The 20,370-nt window shown below is 40.1% G+C and carries 10 protein-coding genes, 2 tRNA genes and 3 rRNA genes; 12 read left to right on the top strand and 3 right to left on the bottom strand.

The window, feature by feature from the left end; translation table 11 throughout:
* Positions 1-52: 52 nt before the first annotated feature.
* The gene (locus tag ACZ5V8_RS07545) at positions 53-562 is read right to left on the bottom strand and encodes a helix-turn-helix domain-containing protein (protein WP_464217022.1); all 510 of its coding nucleotides are present in this window, start codon (positions 560-562) and stop codon (positions 53-55) included.
* Positions 563-655: 93 nt separating this feature from the next.
* Between ACZ5V8_RS07545 and ACZ5V8_RS07540 the strand changes: the two genes are divergently transcribed.
* From ACZ5V8_RS07540 to ACZ5V8_RS07530, 3 genes are all read left to right on the top strand, one after another.
* On the top strand, positions 656-2,056 hold the full coding sequence (locus ACZ5V8_RS07540; RefSeq protein ID WP_464217303.1) for an NAD(P)/FAD-dependent oxidoreductase: 1,401 nt from the start codon (positions 656-658) through the stop codon (positions 2,054-2,056).
* 151 nt (positions 2,057-2,207) lie between these two features.
* Complete coding sequence (locus ACZ5V8_RS07535) at positions 2,208-3,419, top strand: hypothetical protein (protein ID WP_464217302.1); 1,212 nt, start codon at positions 2,208-2,210, stop codon at positions 3,417-3,419.
* A 191-nt stretch (positions 3,420-3,610) separates the two neighbouring features.
* Positions 3,611-4,285 (top strand): hypothetical protein, encoded by a 675-nt coding sequence (locus ACZ5V8_RS07530; protein ID WP_464217301.1) that lies wholly within the window; start codon positions 3,611-3,613, stop codon positions 4,283-4,285.
* Between the two features lie 28 nt (positions 4,286-4,313).
* Here ACZ5V8_RS07530 and ACZ5V8_RS07525 read toward each other — a convergent pair whose 3' ends face one another.
* Both ACZ5V8_RS07525 and ACZ5V8_RS07520 read right to left on the bottom strand, forming a co-directional pair.
* Positions 4,314-4,889, bottom strand: a complete 576-nt coding sequence (locus ACZ5V8_RS07525; RefSeq protein WP_464217300.1) for a disulfide bond formation protein B — start codon at positions 4,887-4,889, stop codon at positions 4,314-4,316.
* 19 nt (positions 4,890-4,908) lie between these two features.
* The gene (locus ACZ5V8_RS07520) at positions 4,909-5,067 is read right to left on the bottom strand and encodes a DUF5993 family protein (RefSeq protein ID WP_464217299.1); all 159 of its coding nucleotides are present in this window, start codon (positions 5,065-5,067) and stop codon (positions 4,909-4,911) included.
* Between the two features lie 559 nt (positions 5,068-5,626).
* On the opposite strand from ACZ5V8_RS07520, the gene ACZ5V8_RS07515 reads away from it, so the two are divergent.
* From ACZ5V8_RS07515 to alaS, 9 genes are all read left to right on the top strand, one after another.
* Positions 5,627-7,347: ribosomal RNA gene (locus tag ACZ5V8_RS07515) — 16S ribosomal RNA — on the top strand.
* 204 nt (positions 7,348-7,551) lie between these two features.
* Positions 7,552-7,628 (top strand) — tRNA-Ile (locus ACZ5V8_RS07510).
* A gap of 121 nt (positions 7,629-7,749) precedes the next feature.
* Positions 7,750-7,825 (top strand) — tRNA-Ala (locus ACZ5V8_RS07505).
* Positions 7,826-7,990: 165 nt separating this feature from the next.
* Positions 7,991-11,485: ribosomal RNA gene (locus ACZ5V8_RS07500) — 23S ribosomal RNA — on the top strand.
* A 41-nt stretch (positions 11,486-11,526) separates the two neighbouring features.
* Positions 11,527-11,641, top strand: a 5S ribosomal RNA gene (gene rrf / locus ACZ5V8_RS07495).
* Together the 16S, 23S and 5S rRNA genes with 2 tRNA genes alongside form the textbook arrangement of a ribosomal RNA operon.
* A gap of 589 nt (positions 11,642-12,230) precedes the next feature.
* Positions 12,231-14,426 (top strand): hypothetical protein, encoded by a 2,196-nt coding sequence (locus ACZ5V8_RS07490; protein WP_464217298.1) that lies wholly within the window; start codon positions 12,231-12,233, stop codon positions 14,424-14,426.
* A gap of 72 nt (positions 14,427-14,498) precedes the next feature.
* Positions 14,499-15,716, top strand: a complete 1,218-nt coding sequence (coaBC, locus tag ACZ5V8_RS07485) for a bifunctional phosphopantothenoylcysteine decarboxylase/phosphopantothenate--cysteine ligase CoaBC (protein ID WP_464217297.1) — start codon at positions 14,499-14,501, stop codon at positions 15,714-15,716.
* The gene (gene mutL / locus ACZ5V8_RS07480) at positions 15,709-17,679 is read left to right on the top strand and encodes a DNA mismatch repair endonuclease MutL (protein ID WP_464217296.1); all 1,971 of its coding nucleotides are present in this window, start codon (positions 15,709-15,711) and stop codon (positions 17,677-17,679) included. The genes coaBC and mutL overlap by 8 nt, the downstream gene beginning before the upstream one ends.
* A 97-nt stretch (positions 17,680-17,776) precedes the next feature.
* The gene (alaS, locus tag ACZ5V8_RS07475; protein ID WP_464217295.1) at positions 17,777-20,365 is read left to right on the top strand and encodes an alanine--tRNA ligase; all 2,589 of its coding nucleotides are present in this window, start codon (positions 17,777-17,779) and stop codon (positions 20,363-20,365) included.
* Positions 20,366-20,370 lie beyond the last annotated feature (5 nt).

Raw genomic sequence — 20,370 nt, 5'->3', positions numbered from 1 at the left:
ATGATCAAATGTGGCTTGATCCTCAATGGGTGTGTGTATCCACTGTTTTACCTTATGGGGCTTTATATCTGCCTGATTTTAAAAAAACATGTAGTTGGGAAATTGAAATGCTGTCCACTATTTGTCGTTTAACTAACTCTGCAGCCAAACTTGGTAAACTCCAATGACTTAAAGGAAGCCCTGATTTTTCTGGTGCTTCGCAAGCAACGCTTATAATTTTACAAATTTGCTCTGCGCTAAACTTTGCAGGTGTTCCTTCTCTAGGTAGATCATCAAGTATTTCGCATATAGCTCGCTCATACTCAATACCTTTTATTTCTTCTCGTTCAAGGCATGCAAGTTTTTCTGAAGCATTATTCCAACGATCACGCCATTTGCCTACCGTGCTAGCTACTATATTCAACTCAGAAAGTGTATCTTTTGTGCGTCTATGATCTGCGCTGTCAAGAATAATCTTGGCTCTTAGTTTATAGCGATATTGTCCCGTATTTGATGTATGCAGTTTTGACAGAATATGTCTTTGTTTTTCAGTCAGAATAATTGCTTGTTTAGCCTTTGCCATTGTCGCTTTAATAGTCAGTCATTTATAAGGATTTATTATACTACATTTTGTCTTTGTTTATTTAGAATATGCAGCACTAGGATGATCATAAACATGGAAAAATTTAAACCCAAAATTTTATCAGAGTTAAGAAATAATACCGGTATTTGGAAGAATAGCTTACAAGATTGGTCATGGCAGGCGAGTTCTCCTAACCGTTTGGACTGTGAGAATTTTTATCAAGCATCCATTAATAAACTGCCAAATCATAAAAGACTTGTAAACAATTGTAAATGCGATGTACTGGTGATTGGTGCTGGATTATTAGGAAGTTCAGCAGCAATGCACCTTGCCGAATCTGGCGTTGATGTAATATTGATTGATCAAGATCAGATTGGGGTTAACGCATCTGGCAGAAATGGTGGGCAATTAACACCTGGACTTGCGCGTTGGGAAGCTTGTAACATGCTTCAGGAGTTTTCTTTAGATGAAGCAAAACGTTTGTGGCATTTTACCGCACGTGAATCATTTGATACGATTAAAGAGATTATTCAGAAGTATGATCTTGAGGTTGATTATGTTCAAGGGCATTTAACCGCTGCGATTCATCAAGGGCATATGGATGCATTAAAAACAGCGATGAAATCACGCGCAAAGCTTGACGATAATAGCGCTAAAATCATCACACAACAAAATCTTAAGAAGCATGTTGATTCTGATTTATATTATGGTGGTTTATTGGATTGTATCGGTGGACATATTCACCCATTGGCATTAAACCTTGGTTTGGTATATGCATTATTGAAACATGGCGGTAAGGTTTATGAAAACACCAAAGCGCTTAATATCGATCAAATAAAAGGAAAGGTTGTCGTTGAAACTGAAGGTGGAAAAATCACTGCAAATAAGGTGGTTATCGCAACGCATGTTTCCACTTTTGAGATATTAAAACAAGAGGGGCGAGCGGCGATTCCATTTTATAGTTATGTGTCTGTGACTGAACCTTTACCAATTGCCGTTGAGAAACTGATACCATCAAATGTTGCTGTGTATGATACTTCTTTACAAATAGACTACTTTCGTCAAGTGCGTGGAAATAGAGTGCTATTCGGTGGTAGTGGTAGTGGCTCACGTTGGGCGCTAGATAAGGCATTAGATTATCTACAACAACGCGTTACAACTGTCTTTCCTCAGCTAGGTGATGTGAAACTCGATTATTGCTGGAGCGGAACCACTGACCTTACAGTGAAAGGACCTACTGCGGCATATAATATCAGTGATAAGATATATAGTGTATTTGGTTGGAGTGGTCATGGTGTTGCACAAACCGTACGTATTGGCAAAGCGATTTGTGACAAAATCACCAATCAAAATGATGATTTTGATATGTTATGCAAAGTGCCTAACATTAATTTACCAATGGTCAGAATGCTCGCACCTGCAATTATTCCTGCCATGACGGCAATCCTAGAGGTGCAGTCTAAGCTATTTCCTGATAAGTTAATTTCATTTTAAGGGTTTATATAAGGCTGTGATTTATCATGTGATAATTTAAAAGGGGGAAGTCTTGATAACAAGGAATATTCATAGCAATTTGAAAAGCATCTAATATTTATTAATGCTTTAATGCGATAGTTGTAAATAATAGATTAGCAAGGAGTAGAAAATGACATTTAAATTAACCAAAATAGTCAGCTTTTTGAGTGTATTACTACTTTCAGAAGCAGGTTTTTCGGAGGATATTAAAATTGTATTTCCAAAGGCGCTTGAAAACACAAATCTGACAGCGGTATTGCAAAACAATAATACGCAAGAGAAGCAGAAATTAACGGTAACTAAGTGTATAGAGAATACCTGTGAGATTAATGTGATAAATGTGCAAAGCATAAAAGATAATCATATATTGTTGAAAAAGGATAATAAGGTTGTTGCTGTTATTCCCTATGGTAAAGCGTTTTATGGACAGAGGTTTTTCTTTTCATCTTCTTATGAAATAGGGAGATTTCTACTTGATAGAGTAAATCGACATGGATATACCTTGAATACAGTTGAGCGTTTGTTGGGTGTTTCTTCAAGTAGTGAGGTGTATGAGGCGTTAGCTGTTGTCTACCAATCATCAGGCTATGAAATAAATACATTTCTTAGTAATTTATCTAATCAAGCTTTAGTTGAACGTCTGAAAAACAGTTATGGAAAACATTTATTATCCAGTCCTTATTATGATTACACTTATCCAATTTCTAGACAGAAGCATCGTGCAATGGCGCCATTAAGAAGTAGTGCAGATACAGCAAGTATTATTGAGCAATCTTTAGATATTGCATCTAATATTCCATTTGTCAATAAAGTCGCAGGGCCTGCATTAATGATTTTTAGCTTTTTAGATTCAATTTTTGGCTTTACAAACAGCTATACGTTAGAAGATGTTATGCAAAAGCTTGATGAAATACAGGTTGATATTAGAAATCTCGGTAAAAAGTTGACTGAGTTAAGAACAATATTAAATGATAATGCAATTAGAGAGAGTATCCAAAGGGTGGAGAGTAGTACAAATGAAATTAATACTTCTTATAATCAAGTGATTAACATTTTAGGAGAACATGGTAGTGATGTTGATGCCTACCTTGCCAAAGGCAGTGTATGGGGAGGAGGCAATAGTAAAAAATCGCGGCTAGAAAGATTGACTAAAGTCCTCAACAATATCACTTTGCGGAAAGTTACTGCTGAAGCTAAGACGTTAATGGAAATGTCAGATTACTCAATATACGCATCCTTGATCACACGCGCCCAAAATTATACTAAAGATCAAGTAAACAATGCGAGCAATACAAGTAACCAGAACACGGCTGTCCCATCTCAAAATTCAAATATATACTGATTGCATAAAAGTCAGCAATGGTTACTTATCACTCTAACCAAGAGTCATCCAGATGAGATTAAAGGCATTATTTTGAAAATTGAGTTCAATAAAGTCTCATAATGTTTTTAATACAATCAAACCGTTAATTTAGATGGGACAGCCCTGGTAACCAGAAAGATTTTGTTAATATTTACGCGGCATATAATAGTATGCTTGCTAGTCAGTATAGCCGAGTGCTAGAGACAATCATTAAATCATTATATTTAGAACTGACTGCTTTGAATTTGCACTACAATCACGGTGCAACAATATCGTCTGCTTTTAATTATCAAAATACACCAAATAATTTTCAAGCAAGAGCTAAGTTTATTGAAACGAGATTTAATGAAGTCATTAATGATTTTACGAGTAGAACAAATAGGGCGCTGATTGATAACGATTTCCATTTTAATCGTCAAAATAAAATATTAAAATTTGCAGGGCTTACGCATCAACATTCTTGGGGAAAACCAACTTACAACCCTGTTGTCTATGCAGATTATAACTTCAACATAGTTTATGATGCTCATACTAGAAAAGTAGGCATTCTTTCAAACGTTGGCGATGAAAAAAACACTTTTACAGTTAAGAGGTGCAGTTCAGTAGGTGGCTTAACGCCAGGGTTTACCTGTAAGGATGAAACTTTTCAATGTGATAGCCGAATAGAGTCTGAATATGATTATAACCAATTGCCATTTGGCGTTAATTTAATTAAGGCGTATAACGAGTATCAAAGTGGTTTATTACAAGTAACTGTCACTACTAATAACTGCCCAGAAGTCGTATTAAGTTCAGATCAACTCCAAAGGATTAAAGAGCGCGTGGAAGCAATTCAGGCAAATTAGTAAACCCAAAAAAGTACTTTTTAAATTGCTACTGCCATAAAATATAAGTCATTGGATTATCTGGGCATTCACTGAGTCCGCATTCGACAAAAGTTGAAATTAGATTTGTGGCAATGATAAAGACCAATAGTGTAAAGACAATGTGAGTAAATATTTTTATTTTCTTACCTTTAGCTTCTGAGATTTCATCTTTGTTTGCTTTAATTTCATATTGTGATGATAGCCCAAGTGCAATAGCAATATAAATTATAGCAATAATGCACAGTACAAATACCCATGTATACATATGCAAGCCTAAAATTGCTGAGCCGTAACCGTGAGGGTCATTAATGTGAAGTGCAATCTGGCGCATAGCAACAAATGAAGTCAAAACTGCCGAGAGTAATGATAGGCTATAATGTGCTGGGCGGACGTGATATCTGATGTTCAGCAAAAAGCCAAAGGCAATACCCAGTAATCCAAGGCGTTGTAGTAAACATAATGGGCAAGGAAGTTCGCCTAAAATAAATTGAAAAGAAAAAGCCATCACGATGACAAGGATAATGGCAAGTATTTCAATGGCATTGAGGCATTTTACGAAGTTATTTATTTTGGATCGTTGCATATTGAAGCTCCTTTTACCATTAAAAATATAAACCAAGATGGTCTGTTGCGTGATGTAAGAATACTAGTCCCATTGCGATGAGAAAAACGCAAAAGAATATGATCCCCGTTGTGCGATGCATCCATGCGCTAATAACGCTTATTAGTAACAGGAAAAAAACGATCAATATTCCAGGCATATGATTACTCCATTAATTTTTGTGATATCCACAGCCAGTATAGTGCAAAATCATATATTGTGTGAATGAAGAAAAGGCGCAAGTTCACGGCTGTCCCATCTCAAAATTCAAATATATATTGATTGCATAAAAGTCAATAATGGTTACTTATCACTCTAACCAAGAGTCATCCAGATGAGATTAAAGGCATTATTTTGAAAATTGAGTTCAATAAAGTCTCATAATGTTTTTAATACAATCAAACCGTTAATTTAGATGGGACAGCCCTGGGCGCAAGTTACAATTTATAATTCAACGTATTAGAAAGGTGGTTTTGATCATAAAAAAAACAACTCAAAATAAACTTTAAAAAACTTTAAAAAACAGCTTGCTAACCAAAAAAAAATCTGTAGAATTGACGCTTGTTCTTAAGCGAGAATGTTCGCAAGAAACGCCTTGGTAGCAAGGTTTAAGAGATGTTTAAAGAGATATAAAATGTAGATACTTAAATACTTTGAGCAAAAATTTTTGCGGGTTGTTAGTTCTTGTTTTAGGACTGGAATTAATGATCTAAGGATTTAAACTGAAGAGTTTGATCCTGGCTCAGATTGAACGCTGGTGGTATGCTTAACACATGCAAGTCGAACGGGTTCGGAAGACAGAATACAGATGACAGAGTACAGAGGGTTGAATGCAGCAAGCTGCATAAATGATTCAAATTTTAGTGATTTAGAATGATTTATCGCGGGAGCGATTCGACTACTGTCTTGAGTCTTCTGTTATCTGTCTTCTGGCTAGTGGCGGACGGGTGAGTAACGCGTAGGAATCTGCCGTATAGTGGGGGACAACAGTTGGAAACGACTGCTAATACCGCATGACACCTTCGGGTCAAAGGTAGCACTTATGTGCTGTCGCTGTACGATGAGCCTGCGTTGGATTAGCTAGTTGGTTGGGTAAAGGCTGACCAAGGCGATGATCCATAGCTGTTCTGAGAGGAAGATCAGCCACACTGGGACTGAGACACGGCCCAGACTCCTACGGGAGGCAGCAGTGGGGAATATTGGACAATGGGGGCAACCCTGATCCAGCAATACCACGTGTGTGAAGAAGGCCTTAGGGTTGTAAAGCACTTTAGTTAGGGAGGAAGGTTGTTAGGTTAAGAGCTAGACAATTTGACGTTACCTAAAGAATAAGCACCGGCTAACTCCGTGCCAGCAGCCGCGGTAATACGGAGGGTGCGAGCGTTAATCGGAATTACTGGGCGTAAAGGGTTCGTAGGTGGTTAGATAAGTCAGATGTGAAAGCCCTGGGCTCAACCTGGGAACTGCATTTGATACTGTTTAACTAGAGTTTACTAGAGGATTGGGGAATTTCCGGTGTAGCGGTGAAATGCGTAGAGATCGGAAGGAACATCAATGGCGAAGGCAACAATCTGGGGTTAAACTGACACTGAGGGACGAAAGCGTGGGTAGCAAACAGGATTAGATACCCTGGTAGTCCACGCTGTAAACGATGAGTACTAGCTGTTGGATCTGGTGTAAAAGATTTAGTGGCGCAGCTAACGCGTTAAGTACTCCGCCTGGGGACTACGGCCGCAAGGTTAAAACTCAAAGGAATTGACGGGGACCCGCACAAGCGGTGGAGCATGTGGTTTAATTCGATGCAACGCGAAGAACCTTACCTGCCCTTGACATCCATAGAAGAATTCAGAGATGGATTTGTGCCTTCGGGAACTATGAGACAGGTGCTGCATGGCTGTCGTCAGCTCGTGTTGTGAAATGTTGGGTTAAGTCCCGCAACGAGCGCAACCCTTATTTTTAGTTGCCATCATTAAGTTGGGCACTCTAGAGAGACTGCCGCTGATAAGGCGGAGGAAGGTGGGGACGACGTCAAGTCATCATGGCCCTTACGGGCAGGGCTACACACGTGCTACAATGGGCATTACAGAGGGAGGCGAAGGTGCGAGCTGGAGCGAAACTCAGAAAGGTGTTCGTAGTCCGGATTGCTCTCTGCAACTCGAGAGCATGAAGTCGGAATCGCTAGTAATCGCGGATCAGAATGCCGCGGTGAATACGTTCCCGGGTCTTGTACACACCGCCCGTCACACCATGGGAGTGGGTTGCAAAAGAAGTAGATAGTCTAACCCTACCACTTTTATTATTTTGATATGTTGATGATTGTTTGTTGGCTGTTGAGATGGTAAAAGTGGTAGGGGGGACGTTTACCACTTTGTGATTCATGACTGGGGTGAAGTCGTAACAAGGTAGCCGTAGGGGAACCTGCGGCTGGATCACCTCCTTAAAGGTACGAAAGTACAAAGAATATAAGAAAGTGCGAGAAGTATTTAAGTGTTTACAATTGATGTTTTTTAGTCCAGAAGACAGAAGGCAGAAGACGGAAGACAGAAATTGAGTCAAGCGAGCTTGAAGGGTTAATGTTTAAATTAATTCATCGCGAAGCGATTCGAATACTGTCCTTTGTTCTCAGTTTTCTGTTTTCAGGCATGGGTCTGTAGCTCAGCTGGTTAGAGCGCACCCCTGATAAGGGTGAGGTCGGTAGTTCAAGTCTACTCAGACCCACCATATCAGAAGACAGAGGACGGAAGACAGAAGACAGTGATTTTGAGTGCAGCGAGTTGCACGATTTTTATTTTAAAGAATCATCGCGAAGCGATACAAAGATCTGTTCTCTGTCCTCTGAATTGGGGCCATAGCTCAGCTGGGAGAGCGCCTGCTTTGCACGCAGGAGGTCAGGAGTTCGATCCTCCTTGGCTCCACCATCCAGATGACGGAAGACAGAGGACAGAAGACGGAGTTTGAATCAAGCAAGCTTGATGGTTTTAATGTTTAAATTGAATCATCGGTGAGCGTACGATTATCTGTCATCAGTCCACAGTCTTCGGTCATCCGAAACAGAGATCTTTAACAATTTATTATAGAGTAATGACCAAGAGAATAAGCGCAAACGGCGGATGCCTTGGCAGTCAGAGGCGATGAAAGACGTGATAGCCTGCGAAAAGCTTCGGGGAGTTGGCAAATAAGCATTGATCCGGAGATGTCTGAATGGGGGAACCCGATCAGAAGACAGAGGGCAGAGGACAGAAGACAGAAGTTTTCTGTTTTATCTATGCCTTATGTCTTCTGATCATTCAGATGGCGGAAAATAGCGGATTGGAAACAGTAAGTTGATTTTAGAAACGTGATATTTAATTTTAAATTTAAGTAATTATTTTTAAAGTTTAAGGTATCGCACAGCGATTCAACAACTGTCTTCTGTCTTCTGTTTTCCGTCATCTGAAGGCGAACGTGGGGAACTGAAACATCTAAGTACCCATAGGAAAAGAAATCAACCGAGATTCCCTTAGTAGCGGCGAGCGAAGGGGGAGTAGCCTTGTATATTTTAGCGTATAGATTAGTTGAACATTCTGGGAAGGATGGCCATAGCAGGTGATAGCCCTGTAGACGAAAATTTATAGGTGGAACTAGATATACGAATAAGTAGGGCGGGACACGTGAAATCCTGTTTGAAGATGGGGGGACCATCCTCCAAGGCTAAATACTACTGACTGACCGATAGTGAACCAGTACCGTGAGGGAAAGGCGAAAAGAACCCCGATAAGGGGAGTGAAATAGAACCTGAAACCGTTTGCGTACAAGCAGTCAGAGCATTTTTAAGAGATGTGATGGCGTACCTTTTGTATAATGGGTCAGCGAGTTACTTTTAGTGGCGAGGATAACTGAATAAGGGATCCGTAGCGAAAGCGAGTTTTAATAGAGCGATGAGTCGCTAGGAGTAGACCCGAAACCGACGCGATCTATCCATGACCAGGTTGAAGGTTGGGTAACACCAACTGGAGGACCGAACCCGGTAATGTTGCAAAATTATGGGATGAGTTGTGGATCGGAGTGAAAGGCTAATCAAGCGCGGAGATAGCTGGTTCTCCCCGAAAACTATTTAGGTAGTGCCTTGTGGATGACTCGTTGGGGTAAAGCACTGTTTCGACTAGGGGGGTTTTGCGACCTTACCGACTCGATGCAAACTTAGAATACGACGAAGTTGAATCACAGGAGACACACGGCGGGTGCTAAGGTCCGTCGTGGAGAGGGAAAGAGCCCAGACCGCCAGCTAAGGTCCCCAAGTTATCGCTAAGTGGGAAACGATGTGAGAAGGCATAGACAGCCAGGAGGTTGGCTTAGAAGCAGCCACCCTTTAAAGAAAGCGTAATAGCTCACTGGTCGAGTCGGCTTGCGCGTAAGATTTAACGGGGCTAAGCGATACACCGAAGCTGCGGATGGCACCTATGGTGCCATGGTAGGGGAGCGTTCTGTAAGCTGAAGAAGGTGAATTGAGAAGTTTGCTGGAGGTATCAGAAGTGCGAATGCTGACATGAGTAACGATAAATAAGTGAGATTCTTATTGGCCGAAAACCCAAGGTTTCCTACGCAATGTTAATCAACGTAGGGTAAGTCGGCTCCTAAGGCGAATCCGAAGGGAGTAGTCGATGGGAAACAGGTTAATATTCCTGTACCGATTGTAATTGCGATGGAGAGACGGAGAAAGCTAGGTCTGCCCGGCGGATGGTTGTCCGGGTGAAAGCGTGTAGGTAGTGTGTTTAGGTAAATCCGGATACATGTTGATCTGAGGCGTGAGACGGAACTAAACTTTTCGGAGTTTAGCCAAGAGATTGATGCTCTGCTTCCAGGAAAACCTTCTAAGCATAGATTATGATTGACCGTACTGTAAACCGACACAGGTGGGTGGGTAGAGAATACCAAGGCGATGAGAGAACCCAGGTGAAGGAACTAGGCAAAATGACACCGTAACTTCGGGAGAAGGTGTGCCCCGTTAGGGTGAAGGATGAACATCTGGAGCTTGAAGGGGTTGCAGATACCAGGTGGCTGCGACTGTTTACTAAAAACACAGCACTCTGCGAACTCGAAAGAGGAAGTATAGGGTGTGACGCCTGCCCGGTGCCGGAAGGTTAATTGAAGGGGTTATCCTACCACTTAATTATTTTGGAGTTTGATATGTATTATGTATACGTGATTTATTCAAAAGCGTTAGATAATTTTTACTTGGGTTATAGTAAAGACCTAAGAAAGAGAATTAAATCGCATAAGTCAGGTAGAAGTAAATACACAAGTCAAACGAGAGACTGGATTCTTGTCTACTACGAAGCTTATGCAAGTGAGAAACTTGCTAGGTTGAGAGAAGCTAAGTTAAAGCGAGCAAATCGAATGAGGGTTTTGCTGTATCAGCGCTTAAGAGAAGAATTGACAGAGTAATTAAGTGGTAGGAGAAGCTCTGGATCGAAGCCCCGGTAAACGGCGGCCGTAACTATAACGGTCCTAAGGTAGCGAAATTCCTTGTCGGGTAAGTTCCGACCTGCACGAATGGCGTAACGATGGCCACACTGTCTCCATCTGGGACTCAGTGAAATTGAAATCGCAGTGAAGATGCTGCGTACCCGCGGTTAGACGGAAAGACCCCGTGAACCTTTACTATAGCTTTGCACTGGACTTTGAAAATATTTGTGTAGGATAGGTGGGAGACTATGAATTCAGGGCGCTAGTTCTGAAGGAGTCGACGTTGAAATACCACCCTGATATTTTTGGAGTTCTAACTCAGGCGGAAGCCGAGGACAGTGTATGGTGGGTAGTTTGACTGGGGCGGTCTCCTCCCAAAGAGTAACGGAGGAGTACGAAGGTGCACTCGGTGCGGTCGGAAATCGCACCAAGAGTATAAAGGCAAAAGTGCGCTTGACTGAGAGAGTGACGGCTCGATCAGGTACGAAAGTAGGTCTTAGTGATCCGGTGGTTCTGAATGGAAGGGCCATCGCTCAACGGATAAAAGGTACTCCGGGGATAACAGGCTGATTCCTCCCAAGAGTTCATATCGACGGAGGAGTTTGGCACCTCGATGTCGGCTCATCACATCCTGGGGCTGAAGCAGGTCCCAAGGGTATGGCTGTTCGCCATTTAAAGTGGTACGCGAGCTGGGTTTAGAACGTCGTGAGACAGTTCGGTCCCTATCTGCCGTGGGCGTAGGAGATTTGAGAGGGTTTGTTCCTAGTACGAGAGGACCGGGATGAACGAACCGCTGGTGTTTGGGTTGTCTCGCCAGAGGCATTGCCCAGTAGCTACGTTCGGAATGGATAACCGCTGAAAGCATCTAAGCGGGAAGCCAGCCTCAAGATGAGATCTCCCTATTGGAGGACAGAACACAGAGGACAGAAGACAGAATTTGGATCAAGCAAGCTTGATGGTATTAATATTTAAATTAGATCATCGCGAAGCGATTCGATTATCTGTCATCAGTCTTCAGTCATCTGTTCTCTGATCTGAAGGGTTGTTGAAGACTACGACGTTGATAGGCTGGCTGTAGAAGTGCAGTAATGTATGAAGCTAACCAGTACTAATTGCCCGAGAGACTTGGTTATTACTCTATGATAGATTGTTAGAGCTCTCAGCTTGACAGTTACCTGATGAAGATAGCGACTGTGAACCACCTGACTCCATTCCGAACTCAGAAGTAAAAACAGTTAGCGTCGATGATAGTGTGGCATTCGCCATGTGAAAGTAGAACATCATCAGGTTTTTTATTATTACAAAGGCACCTAACGGTGCCTTTTTGCTTTGTGGCATCAGATTTACAATAAAACCTTCCATGGTGATCATTCCGGACTTTGAATCAACGCTCGGGAGAAAGTACCCCCTCGCTTCAAAGTCGTTAAAAGCAGTGCTTTTAACCCATTCCGAACTGACGAAGTGAAACTGAATAACGCCGATGATAGTGTATTTATCAAAAATACTTCCTGTATTTTTTCAAATCGGCCACTTGCAGGTCCGTGACAAGTGGCGTTCGACGGCAAATAGTTGGCACTATTTGGTTTTCCGTCTCACCATTCGCCATGTGACAAATTTGTTGGGAACAAATTTGATCAATGGAAGTATGACATTGACCATGAAATGGCGTAAGGCAGGACGCCTGAAGTTATTAAGTAGAACATCATCAGGTTTTTTATTATTACAAAGGCATCTAACGGTGCCTTTTTGCTTTGTGATATAGAATTTATAGTAAAGCCTTCCAATGGTGATCTTGGAATGTTTTGTAAAAAATCATAAGGAAAAGCAGTCTTAACTGATCTATACTTTATGGTGTATGGATTATCTTGGTGATTGACTATGTATAATAATAAATATAATCAACACGGTGGTGTTTTACTCATTGCATTAATTATTGTTGCAGTGGTCTCAATACTATCTGGTTCAATTTTATATATGTTGAAAACCAACGTTGTTCAGAACCAAGCCATTGAGAACTATAATAATTCACGCAACAGTGCGTTTTTATCATTAAAAAGCACTTTGGAAGCAAATGATTATATTTATACTAATACACCAGTTCTTTCAAGTGTTAAAAACTATAGCTCAGGCAATTCAAATATTACGGTAACAAGTACCGTACAATCAGATTTAAATGATGCAATATTTCCAGATAGTGTTGCGTTAAATAATGCCTCAGCAGTGTTACAGTATCATGTTAATATGCAGGTCACAGCTCAAACGCAACATCAGGCAAAGTATATAGCAATTGTAAATGCACCTAGTCAATATTATCAAGAAAATGATCTGTCTCCTCAAGACACACAGAATGTTAATATCCCCACCATTATTCTGAACAATCTTGATTTAGCTCAAAAGAGTAGCTCAGAGACCATTGAAAATGGTGATGCAGGATTTCTTGGTGTACTAGAAATAGATAACTCAGGAAGTGTTTCAGGAAGTGGTAAACAAATTAATTACACTCTCAAAGGAACTGTAAATACCTACAGCTTAAAATTTAAAGATAATGGAAATTATCTTCTTGAACAAGGCTGGTATCTAGAGGATGGAGACTGGAACTTAGGAATCCTAATCTATGACAAAAATACTGGAGTAGTATGGCAAACGAGCATAGGATTAACACAACTAGAAAATTTATCAACAAACGACACATTTTCAACTTTGGACTGGACTCAAATATTAGGAGCAACAACATATAACCCCGCGTTAGCATATGTCTTGCCAGACTACGTTATTTTTGATGGTCAAAAATTTATGGCACTAGATGATATTGATCCTGGCGATAATCCATATGAGAAACCTAAGGATTGGCGAGTTATCATCGCCCCTTTGAGCTTTCCTCAGTTTAATGCAAATATCGAATACTATGCGGGTGATATAGTTACCGATGATGGTGATAAGTATGTAGCTGAAAGTGATATTAACTCAAACAAAGATAGCCCAGCAGCAGGAGGAAAAGATTGGGTGATAGTTCCAACAATAACAGGATTGCCTTGGGTTTCTCAGAAATATAATCCAGGGGAAGTTGTAACGTATGGAGGCTTTACTTTTGTAAATATCAAAAAAAGCAATAAAAAGAAAAATCCATTTGAGCAAAGTAAGAACTGGCGGATTATTCCACAAAACTTTCAGGCTATTCCTTATTTGGATGATATATACTATACGGAAGGGTTAGTTGTCATGGATGACAATAAATACTTTGTTAACATTAAAGGTAGTGACGGAAAATCACCTCCAAATTCTGGAAGTAATAACAATTGGTATGAGATATCCGAACCAAATAGCATTTTGGGAGCTAAATTAATTAGTAAAAGTGATCAAATTTATAGCTTTATAGTGAAACAATTTTCTTCTGGAAAAATAGAAGGGGAAATCTATAATGATGTAGGTGCAAGCACTTCTATTGCCCATGATTACGGGGTGGTTCAAGACGTAAGTAAAGTTTATTTGTTAGCCACTGACCAATTACAAAGTCAGAACACAGATCAAGTTATCTTGTTCTTTTCAACAAGTTCAGGGTTAAAACGCATAGTTGTAAGCAATATTAGTAGCACTCCTGAAATTACTAGTGGAACTATATTGTTAGGTATAGCATCACCTATTGATCCCATACAGTACGCACCACAAATTATACCCGATAGCACCACAGAAAACTTTTTAGTATTACCTTATGCATCTTCTATAGATATTTATAAATATACGCCGGCAACGCCTAGTCTTACATTCTTGAGAACGGTGAGTTTTAGTAATCAAATCGTTAAGCAAGTTTTACCTTTTAAGGGTTTTATTATTGTGATTACAGAAAATGATCTAGCTTCACCAGAAGATAGAGATGCACATTTTATTGCATTGAGTGTTGATAAAGAGTTTGCAAGTATAGATCTTATGGAACTATCATCAGTTGATGGTGTTTATTTAACCTATGATCCTGCTACGCAAAAAACCTTTTTAAAAACAGAGACTGATTCAACAGGAGTTGAAATTCAAGACGCTCCCATGCCATATGGTGTCATCGGGATGCAATCAACTCAATAAAATAGCATGTACATAAGTAAGTTTATCTTATAGTATGGATGGCAATATTTTAGGAATTTTTAATTATAAATAATGAAAAAAATTTTATTATGTGTCACCGGAAGCATCGCTGCGTATAAAGCGCTTGAATTAACCAGATTATTAGTCAAAGCAAATTGTGAGGTTAAAGTTTTATTAACTGAATCAGCCAAAGCTTTTGTTACCGGTTTAAGTTTTGAGGCATTATCACAACATAGGGTCTATGATGATTTGTTTGCCTATACCGATCACCCAATTGAACATATCGAACTTGCGCGCTGGGCAGACGATATAGTGATAGCACCCGCATCGGCTAATACGATTGCCAAATTAGCCTTAGGGTTAGCAGATGATTTGCTAGGCAATGTGATCCTTGCAACGGACAAACCGATATTTATAGCACCGGCAATGAACGTTGTTATGTGGCAGAACAGTGCTGTGCAAGCAAATATAAATCAGTTGAAAAATCGTGATTTTATCATTTTGCCACCAGAAGCTGGAGAGCAAGCCTGTGGCGATATAGGCGATGGGCGCTTGATGGCGCCTGAAAATATTGTAAAGCATCTATTAAAGCCAAAAATAAAAACTGATAAACATGTGGTAATAACTGCAGGACCCACCATTGAGGCGTTGGATCCGGTGCGTTATTTATCAAACCACAGCTCAGGTAAGATGGGTTATGCATTGGCCGAAGCTTTTATTGATATTGGTTGGGAAGTGACTTTAATTTCAGGACCTACTCAATTAAAAGCTTCTCAAAACTGTGATGTTGTTCAGGTGAAAAGTGCCAATGAAATGCATGATGCTGTACTTGAAAAGGTGAAAACGGCAGATCTCTTTATTGCAGCAGCGGCCGTTGCTGATTATCGCCCGGAAATATGTGCTGTTGAAAAAATCAAAAAGACAGATCAAAGTGATGAGTTGATGTTGAAATTGGTTAAAAATAAAGATATTTTGGCAAGTGTTGCAAACTTGGCAAGAAACAGGCCTTGTTGTGTCGGGTTTGCCGCAGAGACACATAATGCGCAAGCGCATGCACGAGCTAAAATTGAATGCAAAAACCTTGATTTCTTAATATTAAATCAAGTTAATACGGATACTGGCTTTCCTTTTTATGGTGATCACAATGAAGTAAAGATCTTTAATAAACATTATGAGCAAGTATTATCCCTACCTTTGGCACCAAAGCGTGATATTGCCGATCATATTGCTGATTATTTAAATGAAAACGTTATCAAAAAAGAAATTCAAACGGAATTAAATTATGAGTAGACGAATTAAAGTCTTATCCACTGAACTAGCTAACCAAATTGCAGCAGGTGAGGTGGTTGAAAGACCTTCTTCGATTGTGAAAGAGTTATTTGAAAACGCCTTAGACGCTGGAGCGACTGAGATTACATTAGAGCTTGAGCACGGAGGTAAAGAAAAAATATTGATACGTGATAATGGCTCGGGTATTGAAAAAGATGACTTACCATTGACTTTAATGCCGCATGCAACCAGTAAAATATATTCTTTAGATGAGCTTGAAGCGATTAACAGCATGGGCTTTAGAGGAGAAGCACTTGCCAGTATTGGCTCAATTGCTAAAGTTAAGATTACCTCAAAAACAGCACAAGATGAACATGCATGGTCTGTGGATAACCAGTTAGATAATGAATTGATTCCTGCATCTCATCCGATTGGAACGACGATTGAGGTGGCAGAAGTTTTTTATAATACACCTGCCAGACGCAAATTTTTAAAAGCTGAACGCACTGAATATGTGCATATTGATGAGCTGTTGAAAAAGTTTATGCTTTGCCATTTCAATGTGGCATTAATTGTTTGGCATAATGGCAAAGAGGTGAAGTCATATCCTGTAGCTGATACACCGCAAAAACAGCAACAGCGTATTGCAGATATCTGTGGCGATGAATTTGTTGATAATGCCTTATTGATTCAAGCTGAAGCAATGGGACTTCAATTATATGGTTGGGTGGCTAAGCCGCAGTTTTCAAAGTCACGTGCTGATTTGCAGTATTTTTATGTCAATGGTCGAATTATCAAAGATAAGCTAATCGCGCATGCGATAAAGCAGGCGTATAAAGATGTATTGCATCATCAAAGATATCCGGCGTTTATTTTGTTTTTTAATATCGATCCACATGCGGTGGATGTAAATGTTCATCCAACCAAACATGAAGTGCGTTTTCGTGAGTCGCGTTTAGTGCATGATTTTCTGTTTGCCAAGATTCATCATGCTTTGGCAGATACTAAACCGCAATTACCAGAGTCATCAGTAGTTGAAAATGATGTTGATGCTTTGGTATTTAGTACACCTGAGAGCCCACAAGGTCAACTGAATCAATACTCACATAATAAAAATCAATATTCTGATCACTCAAGAGTCGATCATCGCAATAATATGGCATTATATGAGCAGCTGATTAATCAACAAGATAAAACTCAACCGGTTGAAAATGCCAGTGTTAATCAGCATGAGATAAAAGCGCCTAATGAAGCAGAGTTACAAATGCCTCACGATAAATGGCAGGATGCTGCGCAATTATCGATGCCTTTGATCGTTGATGAGGTTAAAGAAAGTGTTACAAATCAAGATACTATGACAAAAGAGGTTGATACGGCTACACCTGTAAAAGAGGGTAAGATATACCCTTTGGGTTTTGCCTTGGCACAGGTGCATGGCATCTTTATTTTGTCACAAACGGAAGATGGTCTAATTATCGTTGATATGCATGCAGCACATGAGCGAGTGTTGTATGAAAAGGTAAAAACACTATGGGCAAAACATCAAACGGTATCGCAAGTACTCTTATTACCTCTAACCTTTGAGATAAGCCCAGTATTACTCGATGTATTAGATATGCATGAAGCCCTTTTGAATAAATTAGGATTTGAATACTCAGCATTGGGTGAGAAAACCTTAGTGATTCGTGCTATTCCGGTTTATTTAAAGAATAATCACATCGAAAGTCTTATTGTTGATATTGCCAACAGCCTTAAGGTCAGTGGTAAAGCCAAGCCAATGGATGATTATATGCATGCGATTTTAGCAACTATGTCATGCCACAAAGCCGTGCGTGCAAATGATCAAATTACCATTGAACAAATGAATCAATTGCTACGCGATATGGAGCATACGGCAAGAGCAGATCAATGTAACCATGGACGCCCAACCTGGGTGAAAATGACGGTGAATGATTTAGATAAGCTTTTTATGCGAGGGAAATAGTCATATAAATTTTGCGCTAACTACTTTTGCCAAGCTGCGTTTCTATAGTAAACTAGGCGTTGATTTTGAATTTTAAATTGATACCAGTAGAGCAAGCATGATTACAACTAATGAAATTAGACGGTCTTTTATTGACTTTTTTAAATCCAAAGGGCATCAAGAAGTAGCGAGTTCATCGTTGGTGCCAGTCAATGATGAAACTTTATTATTCACAAATGCTGGCATGGTGCAATTCAAAGATGTTTTTTTGGGTGCGGATAAAAGATCGTATACGAGAGCTGTGAGTTCACAAAAATGTGTGCGAGCAGGTGGTAAGCATAATGATTTGGAAAATGTCGGTTATACGGCGCGCCATCATACTTTTTTTGAGATGTTGGGTAACTTTAGCTTTGGTGATTATTTTAAACGTGATGCTATTTTCTATGCTTGGGAATATTTGACAGAAGTGTTAAAGCTTCCCAAGGAGAAGCTATGGGTGACCGTCTTTGAAGAAGACAAAGAAGCTGAAGATATCTGGATTAATGAAGTAGGTGTTGATCGTAGACGTCTATCACGCATAGGTGCTAAAGATAATTTCTGGGCAATGGGTGACACAGGACCGTGTGGGCCGTGTACTGAGATCTTTTATGACCATGGTGCAGAAGTTGCAGGCGGTCCTCCTGGGACGCCTGAGGAAGATGGTGATCGCTATATTGAGATCTGGAATTTGGTGTTTATGCAGTATAATCGTCAGGCAGATGGCACATTAGAGGACTTACCTAACCCATCAGTTGATACTGGGATGGGACTTGAGCGCATTGCCGCAGTATTGCAGCATGTGCACAGTAATTACGAGATTGATATATTCCAGAAACTTATTGATGCTGCAGCAAAGATTGTGGCAACAGAAGATATCAATAATCCATCGCTTAAAGTCTTAGCAGATCATATTCGCGCGTGCAGTTTCTTGATTGTCGACGGTGTTTTGCCTTCAAATGAAGGACGAGGTTATGTATTGCGTCGCATTATTCGTAGAGCAGTGCGCCATGGTTATAAGCTAGGTGCGGTGGACACTTTCTTTTATCGGTTGATTGCGACACTGGTTACAGTGATGGCTGAAGCTTATCCTGTTTTAAAAGAAAAACAAACGTTCATTGAAGATGTCTTAAAAAAAGAAGAAGAACAATTTGAAAAAACACTAAGTCATGGCATGAAGATTCTTGAGGAAGAAATTGCTGAACTTGATAGCAATGTAATCTCAGGACAGACGGCATTTAAGCTATATGATACTTATGGTTTTCCATTGGATTTAACAGCAGATATTGCCAGAGAGCGCAATTTAACGGTTGATGAAGCAGGATTTACACATTCTATGGAAGCGCAAAAAGCGCGGGCAAAGTCAGCCAGTAAATTTGGTGTTGACTATAATCAAATGATCAAGACAGACTTACAGACAACGTTTGTTGGCTACTCATTGCCAGTGTCTGATGCGCAGGTGTTGGCACTTTTTAGCGAGGGTAAAAAAACAGATAAACTGATTACAGGGCAAGAGGGTGTTATTATCTTGAATCAAACACCTTTCTATGCAGAGTCTGGTGGGCAGGTTGCTGATAAAGGTATTATTGAAGCGTTAGGTAGTGAATTTACTGTTGAAGATGTGCAAAAATCAGGATCAGCCTTTTTACATATTGGTAAGGTAGTAAGGGGAAGTTTTGCGGTTGATGATGAAGTGACCGCGCAAATCTCTAACAAACGCACAACAACAGCAGCACACCACACCGCGACACATTTATTGCATGCAGCATTACGCGAAGTCGTTGGTTGTCATGTTGAGCAAAAAGGATCGTTGGTTGAATTCAATAAACTGCGTTTTGATTTCTCAAATCCTTCAGCTGTGACAACAAAGCAAATAAAAGAAGTAGAGCATTTAGTTAATGCCATTATTCGTCAAAACCTTGTTGTTGAAACGATAGAAACTTCGCCTGAAGCAGCTAAAAACATGGGAGCTATGGCGCTTTTTGGTGAAAAATATGGCGATGTTGTGCGCGTGTTGCGCGTTGGAGATTTCTCTATTGAGCTTTGCGGAGGTACGCATGTCACTCAAACTGGCGATATAGGCTTATTTAAAATAACCTCTGAAAGCGGTATTGCCTCTGGTGTGCGCCGTATTGAAGCAGTCACAGGTCTTTATGCTGAAAACTATATTGAAGAAAAAGAAGAAACATTAACAACAATTCATGAGCTGTTAAAATCTAGTGATGACAATGTTCTGGATAAATTGTTGAAATTGCAGCAGCAAATCAAAGCGCAAGATAAGGTGATCAAAGGCTTAAAACAGCAAATTTCATCAGGTGACGCTATTGCCATTAACGAGATGCAAATTGATGATGTCACACTAATCTCAGCGCTATTGCCAAATGTTGATATGGGCGTGTTACGCGAAAAGATTGATCAATACAAAGCACAAAAGTCCAAAGTGGTTGTTGCTCTTTCTACTGAAAATGAAGGTAAAGCGCAAATTGCCGTAGGTGTGAGTAAAGCGATTACGGATAAGATTAAAGCTGGTGAATTAATCAATTTTATTGCCAATCAAGTTGATGGTAAAGGTGGTGGACGCCCTGATATGGCACAAGCTGGTGGCAATGACCCACAAAATTTACCAAAAGCGATGACTTCGGTGCATGAATGGGTAAAAGAGAGACTATAATAGCA

It is taken from the genome of Cysteiniphilum sp. GTC20157 (genome assembly GCF_055396795.1).
The sequence above is the reverse complement of the archived record's forward strand: the minus strand, read 5'-3'. Positions and strand labels throughout refer to the sequence as shown.